The sequence below is a fragment of the Gluconacetobacter liquefaciens genome (assembly GCF_003350405.1).
In the GTDB taxonomy this organism is placed as follows: domain Bacteria; phylum Pseudomonadota; class Alphaproteobacteria; order Acetobacterales; family Acetobacteraceae; genus Gluconacetobacter; species Gluconacetobacter liquefaciens.
This window is the reverse complement of record NZ_QQAW01000003.1, coordinates 207931-230518: the sequence shown is the minus strand read 5'-3', so window position 1 is coordinate 230518 and position 22588 is coordinate 207931. Positions and strand designations below refer to the sequence as shown.

At 65.1% G+C, this 22588-nt stretch carries 19 protein-coding genes and 1 tRNA gene; 10 read left to right on the top strand and 10 right to left on the bottom strand.

Translation table 11 applies throughout. From position 1 onward, the window contains the following. Positions 1–23 precede the first annotated feature (23 nt). From C7453_RS07275 to C7453_RS07265, 3 genes are read right to left on the bottom strand one after another with little or no spacing between them, the layout of a single operon-like run. Positions 24–818: an SDR family NAD(P)-dependent oxidoreductase gene (locus C7453_RS07275; RefSeq protein WP_114726874.1), complete on the bottom strand. Its 795-nt coding sequence runs from the start codon at positions 816–818 to the stop codon at positions 24–26. Positions 819–865: 47 nt separating this feature from the next. Next, positions 866–4348: a transcription-repair coupling factor gene (mfd, locus tag C7453_RS07270; protein WP_114726873.1), complete on the bottom strand. Its 3483-nt coding sequence runs from the start codon at positions 4346–4348 to the stop codon at positions 866–868. Next, entirely contained in the window at positions 4345–4656 is a 312-nt protein-coding gene (locus C7453_RS07265; protein WP_114726872.1) for an FAD assembly factor SdhE, read from the bottom strand. The genes mfd and C7453_RS07265 overlap by 4 nt, the downstream gene beginning before the upstream one ends. A gap of 138 nt (positions 4657–4794) precedes the next feature. On the opposite strand from C7453_RS07265, the gene recG reads away from it, so the two are divergent. Continuing rightward, entirely contained in the window at positions 4795–6912 is a 2118-nt protein-coding gene (gene recG, locus C7453_RS07260) for an ATP-dependent DNA helicase RecG (protein ID WP_114727064.1), read from the top strand. 65 nt (positions 6913–6977) lie between these two features. On the opposite strand, the gene C7453_RS07255 is transcribed toward recG, so the two are convergent. After that, complete coding sequence (locus C7453_RS07255; protein ID WP_114726871.1) at positions 6978–7979, bottom strand: lipid A deacylase LpxR family protein; 1002 nt, start codon at positions 7977–7979, stop codon at positions 6978–6980. Positions 7980–8419: 440 nt separating this feature from the next. Between C7453_RS07255 and C7453_RS19620 the strand changes: the two genes are divergently transcribed. Beyond that, positions 8420–9115, top strand: coding sequence for a cold-shock protein (locus tag C7453_RS19620; RefSeq protein WP_114726870.1), 696 nt, complete (start codon positions 8420–8422; stop codon positions 9113–9115). A 186-nt stretch (positions 9116–9301) separates the two neighbouring features. Here the strand turns inward: C7453_RS19620 and smpB are convergent, their stop codons facing one another. The 4 genes from smpB to C7453_RS07230 form a co-directional block, all read right to left on the bottom strand. Then, on the bottom strand, positions 9302–9790 hold the full coding sequence (gene smpB / locus C7453_RS07245; protein WP_114726869.1) for an SsrA-binding protein SmpB: 489 nt from the start codon (positions 9788–9790) through the stop codon (positions 9302–9304). A gap of 2 nt (positions 9791–9792) precedes the next feature. Then, positions 9793–10674 (bottom strand): 4-hydroxy-tetrahydrodipicolinate synthase, encoded by an 882-nt coding sequence (gene dapA, locus C7453_RS07240; RefSeq protein ID WP_114726868.1) that lies wholly within the window; start codon positions 10672–10674, stop codon positions 9793–9795. Between the two features lie 127 nt (positions 10675–10801). Next, the gene (locus C7453_RS07235; protein WP_245948906.1) at positions 10802–11677 is read right to left on the bottom strand and encodes a prephenate dehydratase; all 876 of its coding nucleotides are present in this window, start codon (positions 11675–11677) and stop codon (positions 10802–10804) included. Next, positions 11674–12417, bottom strand: coding sequence for a 3-deoxy-manno-octulosonate cytidylyltransferase (locus C7453_RS07230; RefSeq protein WP_114727062.1), 744 nt, complete (start codon positions 12415–12417; stop codon positions 11674–11676). The genes C7453_RS07235 and C7453_RS07230 overlap by 4 nt, the downstream gene beginning before the upstream one ends. A 147-nt stretch (positions 12418–12564) precedes the next feature. Here C7453_RS07230 and C7453_RS07225 point away from each other — a divergent pair, with 147 nt between their 5' ends. From C7453_RS07225 to C7453_RS07195, 7 genes are all read left to right on the top strand, one after another. Then, a complete protein-coding gene (locus C7453_RS07225) occupies positions 12565–13113 on the top strand; it encodes a c-type cytochrome (RefSeq protein WP_245948904.1) in 549 nt (182 codons plus the stop codon). Further along, entirely contained in the window at positions 13110–13943 is an 834-nt protein-coding gene (locus C7453_RS07220; protein WP_114726866.1) for an inositol monophosphatase family protein, read from the top strand. The genes C7453_RS07225 and C7453_RS07220 overlap by 4 nt, the downstream gene beginning before the upstream one ends. Positions 13944–14055: 112 nt before the next feature. After that, positions 14056–15321 (top strand): phosphoglycerate dehydrogenase, encoded by a 1266-nt coding sequence (serA, locus tag C7453_RS07215; RefSeq protein ID WP_114726865.1) that lies wholly within the window; start codon positions 14056–14058, stop codon positions 15319–15321. Between the two features lie 145 nt (positions 15322–15466). Then, a tRNA-Thr gene (locus tag C7453_RS07210) sits at positions 15467–15541 on the top strand. Positions 15542–15744: 203 nt separating this feature from the next. Continuing rightward, positions 15745–17628: a Hint domain-containing protein gene (locus tag C7453_RS07205; protein WP_114726864.1), complete on the top strand. Its 1884-nt coding sequence runs from the start codon at positions 15745–15747 to the stop codon at positions 17626–17628. Positions 17629–17745: 117 nt separating this feature from the next. After that, entirely contained in the window at positions 17746–18294 is a 549-nt protein-coding gene (locus tag C7453_RS07200; RefSeq protein ID WP_245948902.1) for a helix-turn-helix domain-containing protein, read from the top strand. 210 nt (positions 18295–18504) lie between these two features. Then, positions 18505–20313 (top strand): sensor domain-containing diguanylate cyclase, encoded by a 1809-nt coding sequence (locus C7453_RS07195; RefSeq protein WP_114726863.1) that lies wholly within the window; start codon positions 18505–18507, stop codon positions 20311–20313. A gap of 28 nt (positions 20314–20341) precedes the next feature. Here C7453_RS07195 and C7453_RS07190 read toward each other — a convergent pair whose 3' ends face one another. Next, entirely contained in the window at positions 20342–20977 is a 636-nt protein-coding gene (locus tag C7453_RS07190; protein WP_114726862.1) for a JAB domain-containing protein, read from the bottom strand. A gap of 104 nt (positions 20978–21081) precedes the next feature. Between C7453_RS07190 and C7453_RS07185 the strand changes: the two genes are divergently transcribed. After that, complete coding sequence (locus tag C7453_RS07185; RefSeq protein ID WP_114726861.1) at positions 21082–21789, top strand: HAD hydrolase-like protein; 708 nt, start codon at positions 21082–21084, stop codon at positions 21787–21789. Positions 21790–21851: 62 nt separating this feature from the next. On the opposite strand, the gene C7453_RS07180 is transcribed toward C7453_RS07185, so the two are convergent. Beyond that, the gene (locus C7453_RS07180) at positions 21852–22583 is read right to left on the bottom strand and encodes a JAB domain-containing protein (protein ID WP_114726860.1); all 732 of its coding nucleotides are present in this window, start codon (positions 22581–22583) and stop codon (positions 21852–21854) included. Positions 22584–22588: the final 5 nt, after the last annotated feature.

Below are 22588 nucleotides of genomic sequence, written 5' to 3'. Positions count from 1 at the left end.
GACCGAGCGAACAAAGCAGCCGTTCACCCGGGATGGCGCAGCAGGCCCCCTTCCACCCGCAAGGTCGCCCCGGTCGTGGCCGAGGCCTGTGGCGAGCAGACATAGGCAACCATGCTGGCGATCTCATCAGGCTCCGCCAGACGGCGAATCAATGACGCCGGGCGGTGCTGCGGCACGAACTCGGCCATGATCTCCTCGGCCGGCCGACCGGTCTCCCGCGCCGCCTTGGCGAACATCTCCATCACGCCTTCGGTCCGTGTCGGCCCCGGCAGCACCGAATTGACGGTCACGCCCGTTCCGGGAACCCCCTCGGCGATCCCACGGGCAATGGCGACCTGCGCGGCCTTGGAGAACCCGTAGGCGACCATGTCCGCTGGAATATTCAATGCCGATTCGCTGGAGACGAAGACGACACGCCCCCACGCCCGTTCCACCATGCCCGGCAGATAATGGCGGGTCAGGCGCACGCCACTCAGTACATTAACGTCGAAGAAACGCTGCCAATCCTCGTCCGGCGTTTCAAGAAACGGCTTCTGCTCGAAAATGCCCAGATTATTGACGAGAATATCGGCCTGGGGAACGAGGCGGATAAAGCCGTCGATCCCCTCTTTCGTGCCCAGATCTCCCGGCACGCCGCGCAGCCGCGCGGTGGGCATGCGGGTCCGGATATAGGCCATAGCCTCATCCACACGGGCCTGACTGCGGCCGTTGACGATCACATCCGCCCCGGTTTCGGCCAGCGCCAACGCGACAGCCAGCCCGATCCCGGCGGTCGAGCCACTGACGATCGCCGTTTTTCCTGCCAGATCGATTTTCATTCCGCTTCCTCCTTCCGCGTGTCCGTCACCACAAGCGGGGTGTGTCGTCAGGCCGCCTTCTCCTGTTCCGCCAGGCGACCCAGGGCCTGAACCGTGTCCTTCGCCAGACGGATGCGCTGCGCATTCGTCATCTCACGTACCAGCGCCAGCTTGTGGTCTGGACGTAACCGGACATTGCCCTCTTTCTGCTTCGCCATCCATGCTACCAGCCCGGCGGGATTGGCGAAATGATTGCCCCGGAACTGGATCACCATTCCTTTCGGCCCCGCCTCCAGCCGCTCGACACCCGCCTCGCGGCACAGACGCTTGATCGCGACGACATCCAGCAGGTTGCGCACCGGATCAGGCAACGAACCGAACCGGTCGACCAGTTCGGCCTCCATCGCCTCGATCTCGGCATCGTTCGCCAGCCCGGCGATGCGGCGATACAGCCCCAGCCGCACCGGCAGGTCCGGCACATACTCTTCCGGAATCAGCACCGGCAGGCCGAGGATGATATTCGGCGTCCAGTCCCGGTCCGCGGCCTTGCGCCGCCCCTTCTCGGCACGCAGTTCCGCCACCGCGTCTTCCAGCATCTGCTGGTAGAGTTCGATCCCGACCTCGCGGATATGACCCGACTGCTCGTCGCCCAGCAGGTTACCCGCACCGCGCAGATCCAGATCATGCGAGGCCAGGGTAAAGCCCGCCCCCAGCGTATCCAGCGTCTGCATGACCTCCAGCCGCTTTTCGGCGGCGGCGGAGAGCACATGCGTCTGCGGCCAGGTCAGATAGGCATACCCACGCTGCTTGCCACGCCCCACGCGCCCGCGCAACTGGTAGAGCTGCCCCAGACCGAACATGTCGGCCCGATGGATGATCAGCGTATTCACCGCCGGCATGTCCAGCCCGCTTTCCACGATATTGGTGGAAAGCAGGATGTCGTATTTGCCGTCGCTGAATTCGGTCATCACCCGTTCCAGCTCGGTGGGCGTCAGGCGCCCATGGGCCTGCACCAGCCGCGCGTCGGGCACGATTTCCTGCAATCGCGCGCCCATCCGGTCCAGATCCTCGATCCGCGGCACCACGCAGAAGATCTGCCCGCCCCGGAACCGCTCGCGCTGGATCGCCTCGCGGATCACCACGCTGTCGAAGGGCATGATGAAGGTGCGCACCGCCAGCCGGTCGGTCGGGGGCGTGGCGATCAGGCTCATCTCCCGCACGCCGGTCAGCGCCAGTTGCAGCGTGCGCGGCAGCGGCGTGGCCGACAGGGTCAGGACGTGCACGTCCTCGCGCAGCGCCTTCAGCTTCTCCTTGTGGGAGACCCCGAAATGCTGCTCCTCGTCGATGATCAGCAGACCCAGATCGGCAAACTGCACGCCCTTGGCCAGCAGGGCGTGGGTGCCGATGATGATGTTGATCGTACCATCGGCCAGCCCCTTGCGCACGGCAGCCGCTTCCTTGGCCGTCACCATGCGCGACAACTGCGCCACCGTCACGGGCAGCCCGGCGAACCGGGCAGAGAACGTGCGGAAATGCTGCCGCGCCAGCAGCGTGGTCGGCACCACCACCGCCACCTGCGCGCCCGACATCGCGGCCACGAAAGCCGCACGCAACGCCACCTCGGTCTTGCCGAACCCGACATCGCCGCACACCAGACGATCCATCGGCCGGCCGGATCCCATATCCTCCAGCACATCGACAATGGCGCGCGACTGGTCCTCGGTCTCCGCAAAGGGGAACCGACTGCAGAATTCGTCCCACAGCCCTTCCGCCGGGGTCAGGCTGGGCGCCTCGCGCAGGGCGCGCATCGCGGCGGTCCGGATCAGTTCGCCCGCCATGTCGCGAATGCGCTGCTTCATCCGCGCCTTGCGGTTCTGCCACGACGCACCGCCCAGCTTGTCCAGCGCCACCCCGGCCTGGTCCGACCCGAAGCGACTGAGCAGTTCGATATTCTCGACCGGCAGAAACAGCTTCTCGCTGCCGTCATAGACCAGACGCAGGCAGTCATGCGGCGCGCTGCCGACAGCCACCGTCTCCAGCCCGTCATAGCGGCCGATGCCGTAATCCTGATGCACCACCAGGTCGCCCTCGGCGATCTCCGATGCCTCGGCGATAAACTGGTCGGCCCGCTTGCGGCGGCGCGGCGGTCGCGCAATCCGCTCACCCAGCAGATCCTGTTCCGACACGAAGGCCAGATTGTCGGCAATGAAGCCGCGCTCCAACCCTAGCGTCAGCAACCCGACGGTGCCGGCCGGCAGAGCCTGCGCCTGGGTCCAGGTCTCGAACGTCTCGGCCCGCATGCCATGCTCGCGCAGCAGCGTCGTGATCCGCTCGCGCGATCCACGGGTCCAGGCCGACAGATAGACCCGCCGCCCGGTCTCGGCCCATTGCCGTACCTGGGCATCGAGCATGGCGAACACGTTCTCACGCGATCCATCCACCGTCGAACGGGCGAACAGGATTCCCGGCCGCCCCAGCGCGTCGATGCCCTCCGCCCCATCCGGGCGGGAAAAGGGATTGAACACCACCACCGGGTGGCCGGCCAGCATGCCGTCCCACCCCTTGCGGTCCAGATACATCAGATGCGGCGGCAGCGGACGGTATGGAACCTCGCCCTCGCGCACCGGCTGACGCCGCGCCTCGAAATGGTCGGCGATCATCTCCAGCCGCGATACCAGAACCTCGTCCGCCTGATGCGCCATGATCACGGCCACGCCCGGCAGATAATCGACCAGCGTTTCCAGATGCTCGTAGAACAGCGGCAACCAGTGCTCCAGCCCGGCATGGCGCCGCCCGTCGGAGACATGCTGGTAGAGCGGATCGCCGGCGGCGGCCGGCCCGAACAGATCGCGCCAACCGGTGCGAAAGCGCGAAATACTGGCCTGATCAAGGCTGAAATCGGCCACCGGACGCATCACGAACCGGTCCAGCCGCTCGGAGGAGCGCTGGGTGGCCGGGTCGAACCGACGGATATTCTCGACCTCGTCGCCAAACAGATCCAGCCGCACCGGCTCGGCCTCGCCGGAGGGGAATATGTCGAAGATGCCGCCACGGGTCGCGAATTCGCCCGGCTCCATCACCGTATCGGTGCGGTTATAGCCGTTGGTCACCAGCAACTCGATCAGGAATTCCTGGTCCAGATTGTCGCCGGTCGCGACCGTCAGCGACTGGCCACGAAAGGCCGCGCGCGGCGTCACCCGCTGCACCAGCCCACCCACGGTGGTCAGCACGATGCGCGGCCCCTTCGCGGGCTCCAGCAGGCGCGTCAGGGTCGCAACCCGTTCGGCAACGATCGCCGGATTGGGCGACACCCGATCGTAGGGAAGGCAATCCCACGCCGGAAAGCGCAGGATCTCCGCATTCGGCGCGATGAACGAGAGCAGGTCGCCGATCCGCGCCATGCCCGCATCGTCGCGTGCCACATGCAGCACCGGCCCGTCATGCGCGCGCGCGCGCCGGGCGACGAGAAAGGCGTCATACCCGTCCGGCACGCCCCAGACATTCATCCAGCCGGAATGCCCGGCGGGCTGGTCCCTTCCCTCTGCTGTCATCGTTCTCCCCGGATCGCGGCCTGCCGGGCGGGATCGTTGGCGTCGGCGATGATCGCGCGCATCATCGGGCAGTCAACCTCCGCCGGCACCGGCTTGCGGCCACTCAGCCAGTCCGCCAGATCGGCATCAGGCAGGTCCATCACCGCTTCCAGCGCATCCATCTCCGCATCCGACATCCCCGCCAGACGCGGCGCCACGAAGCCGCCGATCAAAATGTCGGCTTCATGCGTGCCGCGATGCGTGGCGCGGAAATAGATCCGGCGACGGCGCGGATCGAGATTCGAAAAGTCCGGTATGTCGAGGGACATGGTGCCTGCCCTGATATGGTTTCGTTTTGTTCCTTGGCGTTGCTGTCCTATAGCCCTCCGTCAGGGTCCTGTCAGCCCGGCAGTCGCACCGCCCCCCATAAACGGCCCCCGCGGAAAGAAACCGGGGAATTGAGGACGATCGAGCCCAGCGTGTCCGATACCACCCCCCAGGACGATTCACCGGCCCTCCTCGGCCCGCTTCTGGCCCCACTCGCCACGCTGCCAGGGGTCGGCGCTGCCACCGCCAAGCTGCTGGCACGCGCGACCGGCGGCACGCGCGTGGCAGACCTGCTGTTCCACCTCCCCGAATCCGTGATCGACCGGCGCTATCGTCCTCCGATGCGCGATGCCGTCCCAGGCCGGATCTGCACCCTGTCGGGCACCGTGCAGCGGATCGACGCCCCCGCGCGCGGCTCGCGCCAACCCTGGCGGGTCCGCCTGTCAGACGGCAGCGGCGCGATCGACCTGGCGTTCTTCTCCCCCTACCAGGCAAAACAGATGGCAACCGGCAGCGCGGTCGCGATCTCGGGCATGCTGGACGCGTTCGGCGACCGTCTCTCGATCGCCAACCCCGATCACATCGTGCCGGGCGGCGACATCGGGCGCATTCCGATGCTGGACCCGGTCTGGCCGCTGACAGCGGGCCTCTTCCCTCGCCATGTCCGCAACGCGCTGCGACAGGCCTTCCTGCGCTTCCCCGCCCTGCCGGAATGGCTGGACCTCACGCTGGTCGCACGGCGGCACTGGCCGGATTTCGAAACCGCGCTCCGCCAGTTGCATTGCCCCGATGAATTTCCCGACCTGCTGAAGGACGAGGCCTACGCCGCCGCGTCCGAACGGGCGCGCCTGCGCCTGGCCTGCGACGAACTGCTGGCCGAACAGGTGGCGATGGCCGAAGCCAGACGGCGCAACCGCAACCGTCCCGGCCGGTCGATCGTGCCCACAGGCGTGCTGCGCACCACGTCGCTGGAGCGTTTCGGCCATTCCCCAACCGGCGCCCAGACGCGCGCCCTGCGTGAGATCGACGCCGACCTCGCATCCCCCAGCCCGATGCTGCGCCTGGTGCAGGGCGATGTCGGCGCGGGCAAGACGCTGGTTGCCCTGCAAGCGATGCTGGGCGCAGTAGAGGCCGGCCACCAGGCGGTCCTGATGGCGCCGACCGAGATCCTGGCCCGCCAGCATCTGGCCACCTTCACTCGGCTGGCCCCCGTCCCGGTCGCCTTTCTCAGCGGCAGCGTCAAACGCAGGGCCCGGCGCGACGTGCTGGAAGACATCGCCACCGGCCGCGCCCCCCTGGTGGTCGGCACGCACGCCCTGTTCCAGGACAAGGTGGTCTTCGCAGATCTGGCGCTGGCGGTGATCGACGAACAGCACCGATTCGGCGTCGAACAGCGACTTCTGCTGGGTGAAAAAGGCCACCTGACCGACATCCTGGTCATGACCGCCACCCCGATTCCCCGCACCCTGCTCCTGACCCAGTGGGGCGAAATGCAGGTCAGCCGCCTGGACGAAAAGCCGGCGGGCCGGCTGCCTATCCGCACCTCGCTGCACGCCATGGCGTCGCTGGGCGACCTGCTGGATGGCATCGGCCGCGCCATCGCGGGCGGCGCACGCGTCTTCTGGGTCTGCCCGCTGGTCAGCGAGAGCGAGGCACTGGACATCGCGGCGGCGGAAGCCCGCTTCGCGGTTCTGGCCGAACGGTTCGGGCCGGTCGTGGGGCTGGCCCACGGCCAGCAGGACATCGCGGTGCGCGAGGCCGCAATCGCCGATTTCGCCGCCGGCCGTACACGCATCCTGGTCGCGACGACGGTGATCGAGGTCGGGGTCGATATCCCCGCCGCCACGGTCATGGTCATCGAGCACGCCGAACGGTTCGGCCTGGCGCAGTTGCACCAATTGCGCGGCCGCGTCGGTCGCGGCGGCGACGAATCCTTCTGCCTGCTGCTGCATGACGACGCCCTGGGCAAGACGGCGCGGCGCAGACTGTCCCTGCTGCGCGACACCGAGGACGGCTTCCTGATCGCCGACGAGGATTTCCGCCTGCGCGGCGGCGGCGACCTGACGGGCCGCCGCCAGTCCGGCCTGCCGGAACTGCGACTGGCCACGGGCGCGCGGCTGGACCTGCTGGTCACGATCGCCGCGCAGGACGCACAACGGATTGTCGAAGGCAACGCCGAGACAAGGCGCGGCGCGGTTGCACTCGCCGTAGAACTGTTCGACCGTCACGACGCCGCCCGAACCCTACGATCCGGTTAGAGCATTTCCACCTGCTCTAGCCCTTCATTGCCGCGAAGACCGCCCCCGCATTCACGGGCAGATTCTCAGAATTTTGCAGACAGAGCCAGCGACCCGTAATTGAACAGCCCGCTGCGCGCGCCCTTGAATTCCTGGGTCTGCCACACCTGGCTGTAGGACAGGCGCATTCCGTGCCACATGATCGCGACACCGGCATGGATCTCGCCCACATCCCAGTTCACCGGCACATGCGGCGAATTGCTGCGCATCGTATTGCCTTGCAGGGTGGCATCATAACCGACGGCGGAACCCGTCACGTTGCCGAAGACATACCACGACACCGGGCGCGTCAGCCGATAGGCATCGGTACCATCATTACCCGACCCGATCGTGGGCGTGCCGAAATCGCTGTTCAGCCCCTGGCCGATCCGGAACGTGTCGGCCACCGAGCCATAGATCCGGTAATCGCCGATCGCAGCCGAGGCCGCGGGCAGCATGTCCATCGAAATGCCATAGACATCGGCCAGCGGAAACCGCCAGGTCCGTCCTGCCTGCACCTGGAAGATCGGCTGGTTCTGCAACTGGTGGCGCCACCCGAGGTTCCGGGTGTCACCGATCGCGCCGTGGAAGCCGTTCTGCAATTTCTCGCCCATCGCGGCGGGCCCCATCATGCCGACCTGGATACCGAATACCGACCGCGAGAAGTCGGTGTCGTTGATCAGGTTGATGGTGCCGAGCAGCAGGCTCGCATAAGGGCGGTCACGCGGCGACGGCGTGCTGATCTGCGTATCCTGCGGGGTAAAGATAAGCTGCTGCAAGCCCATGCTGATGCGGGTGACGCCTGCCCCCATGATGGCATGGTTGATGGTCTCGATCGGGGCTGGCTGGTTGTCGGTGCCCGAGGTCCAGTTCACGCGCAGGCCGCTGGTATAATACTGGTCCGACGTCCCCTTCAGGGTGGTGACCGCGTCATTTTCCCCCTGGATCGTCCATGTTCCATACGGGTCCTGCAGCGGCGTGGCATGGGCCGGGGCGCAAACGGCTGCCGCGAGGCACCCCATCCCGGCGAGCGTACCGACGCGCGCCATCCAAAGGGCTGTTTTTTCCGTCTTTGTCTGGCCCATCAGCTTCCCTTTCACCTGCGCGACGCCGCATCCGAACCGCGCCCATCGACTGTCTAAAACGTCCCGGCGTTTCGAGAAAGCCCATGGGCGACTTTCGTGATCAGACGACCCGCCCCAGCCGGCAGTCATGACCGGCTGCCCGGCCGCTCACCGCCGATGACGCAAACATTAATCGTTAGTCATATTAAAGATGACGACATGATGGAACCGTGGGTCGAAGTTATGCTTATCTGTATTGGACACCGACGCATTCGTGCTAGGGTCCGCGCGGGGAAAGGATGCTGTCCGCCACGGCCGCTCAGGCGGTTCGGAGAACGGTTGTGTAATGCCTTGATCCAGCAAAATTTCTTCATCCGGTGGCTCCTGGGACAGGACCCGCCAACTAGACCTCGGGATTACGACCGTTGAGAAGTAACAGGACCGACCGCAGCCCCCGTTCCCCGCGCCGCGGCGGATTTGACGACGATTTCATGTCGCCGCCGACGTTCGGTGATCGTGGCAGCAGCGGTGCTCCCCGTCGCCCCATGGGCGGTGGTGGTGGCGCCCCCTCCCAGGTGATCGCCTCGGGACCGGAGATCAGTGCCTCCGTAAAATGGTTCAACAGCGAGAAGGGCTTCGGCTTCGTCGAGCTGGCCGACGGTTCGGGCGACGTCTTCCTTCACGCCAACGCGCTGGCAACGACCGGCCACAGCTCCGTCTCCCCCGGCACGACGCTGGTGGTCCGCATCGGCCAGGGGCCGAAGGGTCGCCAGGTCGCCGGTGTGGTGTCGGTCGACGAGAGCACGGCCCAGCCGGAGCGTCCGCGCGGCTTCGGTGCCGGCCCCGGTGCCCCTCGCGCGCCCGGCGGCTTCGGCGCCCGTCCGGCCCGTCCGGCCCCCGACCTGTCGCATGCGCAGGACATGCGCGGCATCGTGAAGTGGTACAACGCCACGAAGGGCTTCGGCTTCATCACCCCGGAAAGCGGCGGCAAGGACATTTTCGTCCACGCTTCGGCTCTGGAGCGTTCGGGCCTGACCGGCCTGACCGAAGGCCAGACGGCGAACGTACAGGTCGTCCAGGGCCAGAAGGGCCCCGAGGCCGCGTCGATCAGCGTCGACTGATCCGGCACCAAGCCTGATCAACAAGCAGGGTCGCCCTCAGGCGGCCCTGTTTTTGTTTGGACAGTATTTTTCTAGGCGCGCCGCGCATCCAACCAAAGCGGATCGCAGCCAGATGCACACGCACCCAGCCACGTCCAGATATCCGTTACAACAATGAAATAACGTACGGTAGGACGGCCGAACGGCCTATTCCTTGCCTTTGTTGCGCATCAGCCGCGCCTTGTCGCGCTGCCAGTCGCGCTCGGCGATCGCATGGCGCTTGTCAGCCTTCTTGCGCCCTTCGCCGATCCCCAGCGTGACCTTGGCCAGACCGCGGGCATTGAAATGGATATCCAGCGGCACCAGCGTCACGCCTTCGCGCGCCACGGCTCCCAGCAGCTTGTTCACCTGCTTGCCGTGCAGCAGCAGCTTGCGCGGCGCGCGCGGTTCGAAGCGCGACAGCACGCCGCCCTGATATTCGGGGATATAGCTGTTAAATAGCCAGATCTCACCATTCCGATCGCCGGCATAGGCTTCGTTGATCGTGGCCCGTCCCATGCGCAGGCTCTTGACCTCCGGCCCTTTCAACACCAGCCCGGCCTCGACCGTCTCCAGGATCTTGTAGTCGAACCGCCCCTTGCGATTCTGCGCCGCAATCCCGTGCGAGATCATGCCACTCTTGTTTTTCTCGGCCATCGTCAGTTCAACAGGCCCACGGAAGCCAGCGCCTCGCGGACGAGAGCGCGGGAAGGCTCGGTCAGCGGTGCCAGCGGCAGCCGGCAGGTTTCGCCCCCCAGCCCCAGCAGGCTGGCGGCATATTTCACCGGCGCCGGATTGCTCTCGCAGAACAGCGCGTCATGCAGCGGCGACAGCCGGTCCTGCAATGCCATCGCATCAGCCACGCGTCCATCCTGCCAGGCCCGATGCAGTTCGGCGCACAGGCGCGGCGCAACATTCGAGGTCACGCTGATGCAGCCATCCCCTCCGGCAGCCAGGAACGAGACCACGGTACCGTCCTCGCCCGAAAGCTGGTTGAAGGGCTTGTGACCGATCGCCCGGCGCACCTGGATCGGCCGCAGCAGGTTGGCGGTGGCATCCTTCACGCCGACGATCCGCGCATGCCGCGCCAGCCGCGCCATGGTCTCGACCGAGATATCGACCACCGAGCGGCCAGGAATGTTGTAGACGATCAGCGGCAGGTCGGTCGCATCGGCAACCGCCATGAAATGACGATACAACCCTTCCTGTGTCGGCTTGTTGTAATAGGGCGCGACAACCAGCACGGCATCCGCACCCGCCGCCTTGGCATGGCGGGCCATGTTGACGGCCTCGGCCGTGCTGTTGGAGCCCGCACCGGCAATGACCGGCACCCGTCCCGCCACGACCTGAACCGTGTATTCGACCACGCGCGCATGTTCGTCATGCGTCAGGGTCGGGCTTTCCCCCGTCGTACCCATCGGCACGACACCCGACGACCCTTCGGTAACCTGCCAGTCGAGGAATCGGCCCAGAGCCGGAAAATCCAGCGATCCGTCATCGTTCATCGGCGTAATCAGGGCTGTGATCGAACCCTTGAACATAGTCGTTTCCACTCGAATCTCGCAGGCTGTGACACGGGCCGCCCCTCGGGCCACCCCGGCGGGATCGCGATCCCGCCTGTTCTGTTAATCCACGGTGTTAATGCCGGGCATGGTGGCTAGGCAACCTTCATCGGTCCGGCATCCCGTTTCCACGGAACGGCGACCCCGGATAAACACCCAGAATCGTGGAAGTTTCCGAGAAGAAGGCCAGTTCCGCCAAAGCCTGCGCCAGCGGCGCATCCTTCGGATGCCCTTCGACATCCAGCAGAAACTGCGTCGCGGCGAACGAGCCGTCCAGCATGTAGCTCTCCAGCCGCGTCATGTTCACGCCATTGGTCGCAAACCCGCCCAGCACCTTGTAGAGCGCCCCGGCCGTATTGCGCACGCGGAACAGCACGGTGGTCAGCGTACCCGCCTGCCCCGGCGGCGGCCGGACCGCCTCGCGCGACGTGATATAGAAGCGGGTCGTATTATGCGCCGCGTCCTCCACATTATGCCGCAACACCACGAGGCCGTTCAGTTCCGCCGCCAGCGCCGACGCCACGGCCACATCCTCGGGGTTGTTCCAGCGGGCCACCAGTTCGGCCGCGCCCGCAGTATCGAATTCCACCACCGGCGTCAGGTTCAGCGCGTCGACGATACTCCGGATCTGCCCCATGGCGACCGGATGGGTATGGACCCGCCGTGCCTGCTCGATCGTGCTGCCGGGCACGCCCAGAAGACAATGTTCGACCCGCTGGAAATGTTCGCCGACAATGTTCAGCCCCGCCTGCGGCAACAGGGCGTGAATATCCGGCACCCGCCCCGCCAGGCTGTTCTCGCAGGCCAGCATGCCCAGGTCGGCGCGCCCGTCATGCACCGCCGCGATCGCATCGGCGAAGGTTTCGCAGGGCAGCGTGGTCCAGCCGGGAAAGGCCTGCCGGCACGCCAGGTCGGAATAGGCGCCCGGCCGCCCCTGAAAGGCGATGATCCCCATATCGGGAATCGACGGTGCGCCGCTCATGCCACGTCCGCCAGCATGCGGCGCGCGCGTTCCAGGTCCGCCGGCGTATCCACGCCGAACGGCGCCACCCCGATCCGGGCACATCCAATGATCATTCCGGCCTCCAGGGCCCTGAGCTGTTCCAGTTTCTCTCGCCTTTCCAAAGCCGCTTCAGGCAGGGCCACGAACCGCGCCAGCGCCGCCCGGCGATAGGCATAAATCCCGACATGATGCCACAACGCGCCCTCGCCCCACGGCACCGCAGCCCGTGAAAAATACAGCGCCCGCGCCACGGCGCGCGGGGCACCTTCGGGAAAGGCGCATGCAACCTTCACCACCGAGTCCGCCTGCGCCTCGCCGGGCTCCGTGACCGGGGCGACCAGCGTACCGATATCGACGGCCCGATCGGCCAGCGGCAGCAGGGCGGCGGCCAGTGTCTCCGGCACCAACCCCGGCAGATCACCCTGGAGGTTGAGCACCACGTCATGCCGCCCGTCAGGATCGACGGTCGCAAGCGCATGCCACACCCGGTCGGAACCCGAAGGCAGCGCCGGATCGGTCAGCACAGCGGTACCACCCGCCGCCTCCACCACCCGCGCCAGTTCGGGGTCGGCCACAGCGACCACGACCGGCCCGATATCGGCGGCGCGCGCGCGCTCCAGCACATGCACGATCATGGGCCGGTCGCCGATCATGGCCAGCGGCTTGCCCGGCAGGCGCGTCGAGGCCATGCGGGCAGGAATGATGACGATTGGATTCATGCGAACACGCAGCAGGCCCTGACACTCGAAAGCGGCGGAAACGTCCGGCCGGGGAAACGCCGCTGCGGACACGCGCTCCGGCCCATCGGCACGATCCCACGCTGCTTCACACAAGGCGGGCGGCAGTCTAGGTAAGGACCGCCCAGCATGCAACCGAAACACCGATGGAGCATCGTAACCCGGATGGACAGCCACGACGCCAACCGCATCGGTGCAGCTTTCCTGCTGACCGCGCTGGCAATGGCCGGCAGCGTCTGGGCCGGCCATCTGGCCATCCCCGTAGCCATCCCGCTCCGTCCGGCCTTCACCCTGCCCCAAACACCCGACGGATCGGCAAGCCTCTCGGTCGCCGATGCCCTCGCCCACGCCGATCCCAAAGCCGGACAGGCCCTCGCGGCACGATCCTGCACGACGTGCCACAGCTTCACGAAGGGCGCGCCCCCCACGGTCGGCCCCAACCTGTTCGGCGTAGCCGGCACACCGGTCGCAGACATCCCAGGCTACAGTTTTTCACCCGCGCTCTCGGCACACCGCTCGGAACTCTGGACCGACGAAGCCCTCTCGGCGTGGCTGGAAAGCCCTGCCCGCTTCGCACCGGGCACCCGCATGGCCTTCCCCGGCCTGTCCGACATCCGCGACCGCGCGGCGATCATCGCGTACCTGCACACCCTGTCCGACGGAGGACACCAGCCATGACCCAGACCGGCACCCCCCTTGCCGACATCCCCCTCCCCGATGCCGACCGTCTGCTGGAAGCCGCGACAGCCGCCGCCGATGCCGCCGCCTGCGTGATCCGTCCGTTCTTCCGCTCCGGGGTCACGGTCGACGACAAGAGCGACCAGAGTCCGGTCACCGTCGCCGACCGCACCGCCGAGCGCACCATTCGGGCGATCCTGGCCGAACGCCTGCCCGACCATGCCGTACTGGGCGAGGAATTCGGGCTGGAGCGCGTAGGCTCCCGCCACTGCTGGGTGATCGACCCGATCGACGGCACCCGGGCCTTCGTGACCGGTCGCCCCACCTTCGGCACCCTGATCGCCCTGCTGGAAGACGGCGTACCGGTGCTGGGCATCATCGACCAACCGATCACCGGCGAACGCTGGATCGGCGTGCGCGGCCGGCCGACGCACTACGAATCCCGCCTGCCCGGCACCATCGGCACCCGCCGTTGCACCGAGTTGAAACTGGCGGAACTCTCCTGCACCTCGCCCGAGATGATCGCGGACGCACCGACGCCACATTGGGACGCGCTACGCCGCGCCGCCCGCCGCGTCACCTGGGGCGGTGACTGCTATGCCTACGGCCTGCTGGCATTGGGACAGGTCGATGTGATCGCGGAATGCACGATGAAGATCTGGGACTGGGCCGCCCTCGTCCCCATCATCGAAGGCGCTGGCGGCCGAGTGACGGACTGGCACGGCCGCACGCTGCATGCGCAGAGCGATGGCACCGTGCTGGCGGTCGGCGACCCGGCCATGCTGGCCGACGCCGTCTCCCTGCTGAATACGGGCCTGCCGGCGCGGTGAGACTCCTCACCCGTCCGGCCAGCACATGGCACCGATGCCGTCCTCTCCCTATCCATTTATCCGTCGATCGGATAGGAGAACCATCTTCCCCGAATAAGCGCGAGTATTCGAGATGAGCAGCGAAGCCACCTCCCACCTGTCCCTCCCCAAGGACAAGATCCGCATCCTGCTTCTCGAAGGCGTCCACGACAGCGCCGTGTCGCTATTGAAGGCCAACGGGTACGAGAACGTCACACGGCTCAAGACCGCTCTGGAAGGGGCGGCCCTGCGCGAGGCTCTGGAAGGCGTGCATATCGTGGGTATCCGCTCCCGCACCCAGTTGACCGACGAGGTCATCGCCGCCGCCGACCGGCTGATCGCCGTGGGCTGCTTCTGCATCGGCACCAACCAGGTCAACTTGACGGCGGCCCGTGCCCACGGCATCCCGGTCTTCAACGCCCCGTTCAGCAACACCCGCTCGGTCGCCGAACTGGTGATGGGCGAGGTCGTGATGCTAATGCGGCGGATCTTCCCCCGCTCGGTGGAGTGTCATGCCGGCGGCTGGAACAAATCCGCCGCCAATAGCTGGGAAGTCCGCGGCAAGACGCTGGGCATCGTCGGCTACGGCTCGATCGGTTCTCAGCTTTCGGTCCTGGCCGAGGCGTTCGGCATGCGCGTGATCTATTACGACGTGATCGACAAGCTGGTGCACGGCAACGCCACCCCGGTCGACACATTGAACGACCTGCTGGCGCAGAGCGACGTGGTCAGCCTGCATGTGCCGCAGCTCCCCAGCACCGCCAACCTGATCGGCGCCGAACAGATCCGCGCGATGAAGCCCGGCTCGTTTCTGATCAACAACGCCCGCGGCAACGTGGTGGACCTGCAAGCGCTGGCCGATGCCCTGCGTGACGGCCACCTGCTGGGGGCTGCGATCGACGTGTTCCCGACCGAACCCAAGGGCGCGGGCGACTCCTTCTCCTCGCCGCTCCAGGGGCTGGAGAACGTCATCCTCAGCCCGCATATCGGCGGCTCGACCGCCGAGGCACAGGAGCGGATCGGCGTCGAAGTCGCGCGCAAGCTGATCGAATATTCCGACGTGGGTTCGACCCTGGGCGCCGTCAATTTCCCGACCGTGCAGTTGCCGGAGAGCCCGCGCGGCACCCGCTTCATGCACGTCCACAGCAATGTTCCCGGCATCATGCTGCAGATCAACGAGATCTTCATGGCTGAGAACAGCAACATCACGGCCCAGTATCTCCAGACCGACGGTGAACTGGGCTACGTGGTGGTCGAGGCGGATACGGGACGCGACACCGACAAGGACAACCGTATCCTCCGCCGCCTGCGCGACCTCAAAGGCACAATCCGCGCCCGCCTGCTCTACCAGCAGGCCTGATCAGAAGGGTGGCGGAATCTCCCCGCCACCCTGCCCTCTTGACCCGTCGGGAAGACAGAGGCAAAAGCACACAGTCCCGGCCCTGGTCCTCAAAACGAACCACGATGCCTTGGATAGTCTAACGATGGTGCAACGTCCCATCGCCGCCGGGTTAGCACAGCGGTAGTGCAGCGGTTTTGTAAACCGAAGGTCGGGGGTTCAAATCCCTCACCCGGCACCAATCTCCTTTCAAAAATGACCGACGCAATCGTCGGCTGTCCTCTTCCATTCCCTCAGGGCCGGCCATTCCCTGCGACAGGACGCATGGCGCTTATCGCCATCATGCCTGTCGCCTCGGTGATATGGGGCATTTGTTAACTTTCATATGACAATCTGAGATCCCGATCTTCGCAGGGGCACATCCAGCTTTGGGGGGATATCAGTATGTCGAGCGCTGGTACATATTATACATATGACGCACAAGGTAATATTGAAACAATATGGACAATTACCGATGGAACGCTTCTCAATGGCGGGATCGGAAGTTCCAACATAAAAATTACGGATTCCAGTGGAAATACAATAGAAACGCTAACCGGCGTTCCTGATAGTATATTGTCCCATATCCAGACGGGGACTAATGCAACCAATGGTAGTCTTCTTTCTGTAATCGGTGGTCAATGGGTCTCTGTACCAGGTTCCAGTGGTACCATTGATATTGTTCTGTCTGCCTTGTCGGCGCCCGTTTTTACAATCGGCGGAACGACAGATATTGATTTCGTTATAAACGCCGCAACAGCCATTACCATGAATATATATGGCGGAACGGCGACTTTTTCGGGTGGCCTCGTCGCTGGTGCGTTGAGTGGCTCAACCATCAATATAGGATATGGCGGTACATATAACGGCAACACACAACTGATCAGCCTGCTCCAGGAAACGACCATCAATTTCACAGCTGGCGGCGGCACGCTTGTTCTGAATGGTGGTGGTGTATTCCTGAACCTGTCGGGAACAACGATTACCGGCTACGATCCACAATACGATACCATAGAAATCGAGAATACAGTCGCCACTGTTTCCGGTTATAACATAGCCACCTCAGGCACAAACAAAACGATTACGCTTTTTGGAAGCGATGGCACGCAGATTGCGACCTACACTGTAACCCCCGCAGCAGGTGCCAACCTCCCGGTAGGAACCTATAACAACCTGGCGACGGAAGACGTAAAAACAAACCCCCTGCAAATCACCTACAAGGACGGCAACACCTATATCGGTGCCTGCTTCCTCGCCGGCTCGATGATCCGGACGCCGGATGGTGATTGCGCAGTCGAAGATATTCGGATTGGCGATGAAATCAGCGTCTACGACTGGCGCAACAACATTGAAACAACACGCGATGTCGTCTGGGTCGGCAGCAGAAAAGTCGTGATCCGTCATGATTACCCGGACGACGAGGCAGGCTATCCCGTTCGCATCCTCAAGGACGCCGTCGCCGCTGGCGTTCCCTACAAGGACATGCTGATCACCGCAGAGCACTGCCTGTTCTTCGCGAACAGCTTCATCCCTGCCCGCATGCTCGTCAACGGCACATCCATCTTCTACGACAAATCCATTACCAGCTACACCTATTACCATGTCGAGACAGACCCGCACGCGGTGATCCGCGCCGACGGCATGCTGACCGAGAGCTATCTCGACACCGGCAACCGCCGCTCCTTCCATCAGGACGGCAAGATCGCCACGCTGCGCGGCATTGTCCGTACCTGGGAAGAAGATGCCGGCGCGCCCCTGAATGTCGCCCGTGCATTCGTCGAACCCCTGTTCCGCCAGCTCGCATCCCGTGCTGAAGAGGCGCATCTCGAAAGCCAGACACCCGCGCCCGTCCTGATCGATGAGCCCGACCTCCACCTCACCACAGACAAGGGACAGATCCTCCGCAAGATCCGTGAGGCCGACGGCTGCACCCTGTTCATGGTCCCGACCGGCGTTCGGGCCGTCCGGCTTGTGTCCAGGGCAAGCCGCCCCAGCGACACGATCGGCCCCTTCGTCGACGACCGCCGCCCTTTCGGCATCGAAGTCGGCGAGATCAGGCTCTTTGAAGGCAACCACGCCCGAACCATCACCGACCACCTGACCGACGGCGACCTGCCCGGCTGGCACACCGTGGAAGGGGAATACAGCCGCTGGACCAGCGGAAACGCCTCCCTTCCCCTCGGCGAGCGTCAGCCCAACAGCATCGCCATGCTCGCCATCACCGTCAGGTCTGCCGGCCCATACATCGCCTCCGACGAAACGACCCGAGCCCTCACCTGGTCACTCTGAGCATCACGGCTCCGATCCGTTCATCTCCACAGACCCCGCTCTCCTTGCGAGAGCGGGGTCCTCCTTTCGTAAAGCATCATGGCGCGAAGAACTCTCCTCCAGCCGGGACAGATATGGATGCCGGGTAATCCCGCCATCCCACCGCGCAGGATCATCGACCTGCCCGAAGGCATGATTTCCTATCAGGCAAAGAGTTCTCCAAAACTGACCGGCACCAATCCCGACGGTATTATCCCGCAGTCCCTGTTTCGAAAGTGGATCCGGGATACCGATGCCACGCTGGCCGGAAATGACGCGACAAAGGCATCTCCCGCCGCTGAACTCGCCAAGAAGATCGTAACCCTGCGCAAGGCCGGAGGCATGAGCCAGAACGACCTCGCCCGCGCCCTCCATGTCAGTCGCTCCGCCATCGCGGCGCTGGAGACCGGCCGCAGCAGCGCACGCGGGCACATCCCGCGACTGGCGGAACTGTTTCAGGTGCCGGAAGAACTTTTCCTCAGCGGAATGGTGGAACAGGCATTCCCCATGACGCTTTCGACAGACGAGCACGACCTGATCGAACTCTACCGCCGCCTGCCCACCGAACTGAAGATCACCGTCCAGAAATATGTCGAACGCCAGACCAGAGCATTTCCACCGAAAACCGGCTCGGTGGAAATGCTCTAGTTTATTGTTTTTACGAGAATCTTCACCTGTTCCAGGAAGGGCGGATGCGGCGGCTGATCAATGCAGCGCCCATCGGGCCGCGAGAACCGGAACACACAGCAATGAACCCATGCAGACCGCGTTCTGTCGCAATTGATATAACAAGCCCGCTGTCCCGAAGTCGGCAATTGATGATAATTGGCATCGGGTAATAAGGACGAGCCACGCAGTATGATAGCAATCCTGGCGGGTCGGAACAGTCTGTCGACGATATTGACCTGCGCGGTATGGTGCCTCGTCGCCATTGCCAGCGTGGGATGGACCCGCCATGGCGGCAGTTCCGCAATGATCTGGCCGGCCAACGCGATCCTGGTCGCTTCGGCCCTGTGCATGCGCAATTTCGACTGGCGGCTGTTTCCGCCGCTACTGCTGGTCCTGTCCACGCTGGTCAATCTGGGTGACCACCGCCCCTGGGTCACCAGCGTCGGCTTTGCAGGCGCCAATCTGGTCGAAATCCTGCTCGCCGTTTTTCTGGCCCGCCGTTTCAGCCCGATCTCCGATTTTTTCGAACATCCCGGATGGGCATTCCGGTTCGCCCTTGTGACGGCAATGGCCGTCATATGCTCGGCGGCCGTCGCGGCAGAAGCCCTGTATTTCAGCGAAGGGCGCGGCTGGCTGGGTGGTGCGACGGCCTGGACGATGGCCCACCTGCCCGGCGTACTGATCACGGTTCCGGTTCTGCTGGCCCTGAACCCCTATGATACCAAGGGCAACCCGGACCACGATTCCCCGTCATCGCTTGTGGCCGGCGGCCTGATGGCGCTGGTCGCCGGCGCGGCGATCGTGGTCTATGGTCAGGCCCACTATCCGTTCCAGTTCCTGCTTCTGCCGCCGCTGCTCCTGGCCACCTACCACCTGTATGACAAGGGCGCCGCGCTGGCCGTCGCAATCATCGCCATGATCGGCAGCTATTTCATCTTCACCGACGTCGGTCCCCGGATGCCCTTTCATGGGCCGGACTCGCTGAGGGTCTATATTTTCCAGCTCGACCTCGCGACGATCTTCTTCTGCGCCTTGCCGCTGGGAGCGGTACTGGCCCAACGCGACCAGAAGGCCGCGCTGGCCGAACGGCGGCTACGCGATTTCCGCCATCTGGCCGATCGCGTGGGCGACGTGCTGTTCCGGGTCGATGCTTTCGGCCGCTGGAGCTACCTCAATCCTGCGTCCGAGCAGTTGTTCGGCGTGCCGGTCGAATACCGGCTAGGCCAGCACATGCTGGAGAGCGTCATCCCCGAGGACCGCCCTCCCCTCAGCCGGGCACTGTCCGAACTCGTATCGGGCAACCGGGAAGATCTGCGCCAGGTCGTCAGCATCTGCCGCCGCGACGGCACGATCCGGCATGTTGAGATCCTGGCCCATCGCCTGGATGAAGATCTGGGCTATGGCGGGCTGATCCGCGACGTCACCGAACAGTTCACACAGGACGAACAGAACCGCCGGATCGCCGAAGCCAACGAGCACGCGGCCAATACGGACGAACTGACCGGCCTGCCCAACCGGCGCGCCTTCTTCCAGGCTCTCCATGCCTGCATGGCGCAGCATGGTGCGAAGATCGCGGTCGCGATTTTCGACCTGGATCATTTCAAGCTGGTCAATGACCGCTACGGTCACCCGATCGGCGACGTCGTGCTCCGGCGGGTGGCCTCCACGGTCCTGGCCGCCGTGCGCGACGGCGACATGGTCGCCCGGATCGGCGGCGAGGAATTCGCGGTCCTGATCACGGACCAGAACCCGGAACAGGCCATCAGCCTCGCGCGCCGCCTGGTCCGCGCCGTCTCGTCGGATTCCATCGTGGTCCCATCCGGCCCGACCCTGCACGTCACCATCAGCATGGGGATCGCCTGCCACCAGCCCGACGAGGACCATGCGGCCCTGATCGAACGCGCCGACCAGGCGCTCTATGTCGCCAAAAGGGGCGGCCGCAACCGGCTGATGATCGCCGAAGATACTCTCGCCGAGCAAACCGCCAACAGCACCTGAAGCACGCACCCGGCCAGCAGGCTGCCTCTCACAGTAGGCCCGCCTGCCGGAAACTGGTCGCTCCCCCATTGCCCACGATGACATGGTCGCGCACCGTCAGGCCCAGCACGGTGGCGATCTGCTCCAGCCGCCGGGTCATCGCGATGTCCTCGCGCGACGGCATCGGGTTCCAGCCGGGATGGTTATGAACCAGGATCAGTTCGCTCGCCTTCAGGCGGATGGCGCGGCGCATGACCTCGCGCGGATAGACCGGCGTCTGGTCGATCGTGCCCTGCGCCAGGACTTCATCGGCGATCAGCCGGGCATTGCGGTCCAGAAACAGCACGCGAAACTGCTCCAGCGTGTCGCGCGCCAGGACGGCCTGAAGATAAGCCATCAGCGCATCATGCGACGCCAGCAGGTTGCCCTGCCGGATACGCGTCCGCATCAACCGGATCGCCGCCTCACGCAGCAGAGGAAGCGTGACGACCACCTGAATCCGCCCCTCGACCACCGCCGACAATTCGTCGGCATCGGCGGCGAAGACCGCGCCGGCAGTGCCGAATCGCGTCAGCATGGCACGCGCCAGCCCGGCAGGGTCGCCTCCCGAAGGCAGGATCAGCGTCAGGATCGCGGACAGCAGCCCGACGTCATCGGCATCGGCATCGGCGGAAGGCGCGGTCATGCCATCCCGCGGCCCCGGCCACCCGGACGGGAAGCCGCCAATGGCCGCGAAGCGGCAGCTTGGGTATAAGGAAGCTTCATGGAGCCAAAAGGACCATCGCCGGTATGAATGTTCTGTCGTCTCTCAATCATCGCGACGCGGTTCTTCTCGATCTCGACGGTACCATCATCGATTCCCGCGCCGGCATTATCAGTTCCCTGCATGACGCGATACGCGATCTTGGCCATGAACCCGATCCGGCGGAAGACCTGACCTGGGTTGTCGGCCCCCCCCTGCACGATCTGGTCGCCCGCGTCCTCACGCATTACGGCGACGACAGGGCCGAGGAAGCCGTAAGGCGCTACCGCTATCATTACGAGCGGCGCGGCATGCATCGCAGCCCGGTCTTCCCAGGCATGCGCGAGGTGATCGAGGCCGTGACGGCCTCCGGCGCCCGGCTGTTCCTGGCAACCTCCAAGCCGGTTCACCTGGCCCGCGCCATCCTGGAATTGCGGGAACTGACCCCCTATTTCACGGCGCTCTACGGTGCCCGGCCCGACGATACCGGCGCGGAGAAACCCGAACTCATCGCCCAACTGCTGGAAGAGCACGACATCGCCAGAAACCGCGCCATCATGGTCGGCGATCGCCGGTTCGATATCAGCGGCGCCCACGCCAACCATATCAGGGGACTTGGCGTGCTGTGGGGCTATGGCGGCGAGGAAGAACTGACCGAAGCCGGTGCCGACGCGCTGGTCACCGATCCCGGCGAACTGATGGCGGCGATCCGGGGCCAACTGGCGGCCGCGCATATCCACCCCGCGGCGAAGTAACTTTCCGACACCTGGCGGCCGATGCGCCCCCGATCGCCGCACGCGCATCGGCCGCCGGACTCCTACAGGCGTCGCTGCTGACGCAGACTGAGCCACTGGCCGCGCCGCAGGAACACATGGTCCTGAACCGTCAGGGACAGGTTCTGCGCGTGGTAGGAAATCGCCTGCATCAGCACCGCGTCTCCCTCGATCATCGCGACCGGCGGCGGCCAGCCGGGCGCCATCCGGATTCCGACCAGCGCCGTGGCGTGCAGGTCGAGCGCCCGCAGCAGAATATGGCGCTGGGTCAGTTCCGGCGCACCGCCTCCGCCGTCATCCACCGCCTCATCGGCAATGATGTGATTGATGCTGTCGAGGAAGAGCACCCGCAACTGGCCGGGCGGCGCATCGGCCAACCGGGTGTCGCAATACGCCAGCACCGCATCCCAGTCCCGCATCGGAGTGCGCGTCAGCGGATCGGGGCGTGACAGACAGTCGGCCACGGCGGCCGGCAACCCCAGCGCCGCCGCCGCCCGCTCCGACAGTCCAGCTTCCCGCAGCCCGTCCGGCGAGGCCGACAGCAGCGCGCCCAGACTGCCGAATCGGTTCAGCAAGGCCTTGGCCAGCGGCTTGGTATCCCGCCGGGGCACGCCGATGAACAGCAGCATCTCCACGATCTCGTAATCCGCCAGCGACGCGGCGCCCGATGTCAGAACCCGGGCACGCATCCGCCCCCGGTGCCCGGCCGGCCCGGTTTCCTTGAAAGGGACCGCCTGCCCCGCGCCCTTTCCGCCATCCCTGCCCGCCTGCCTCATGACGC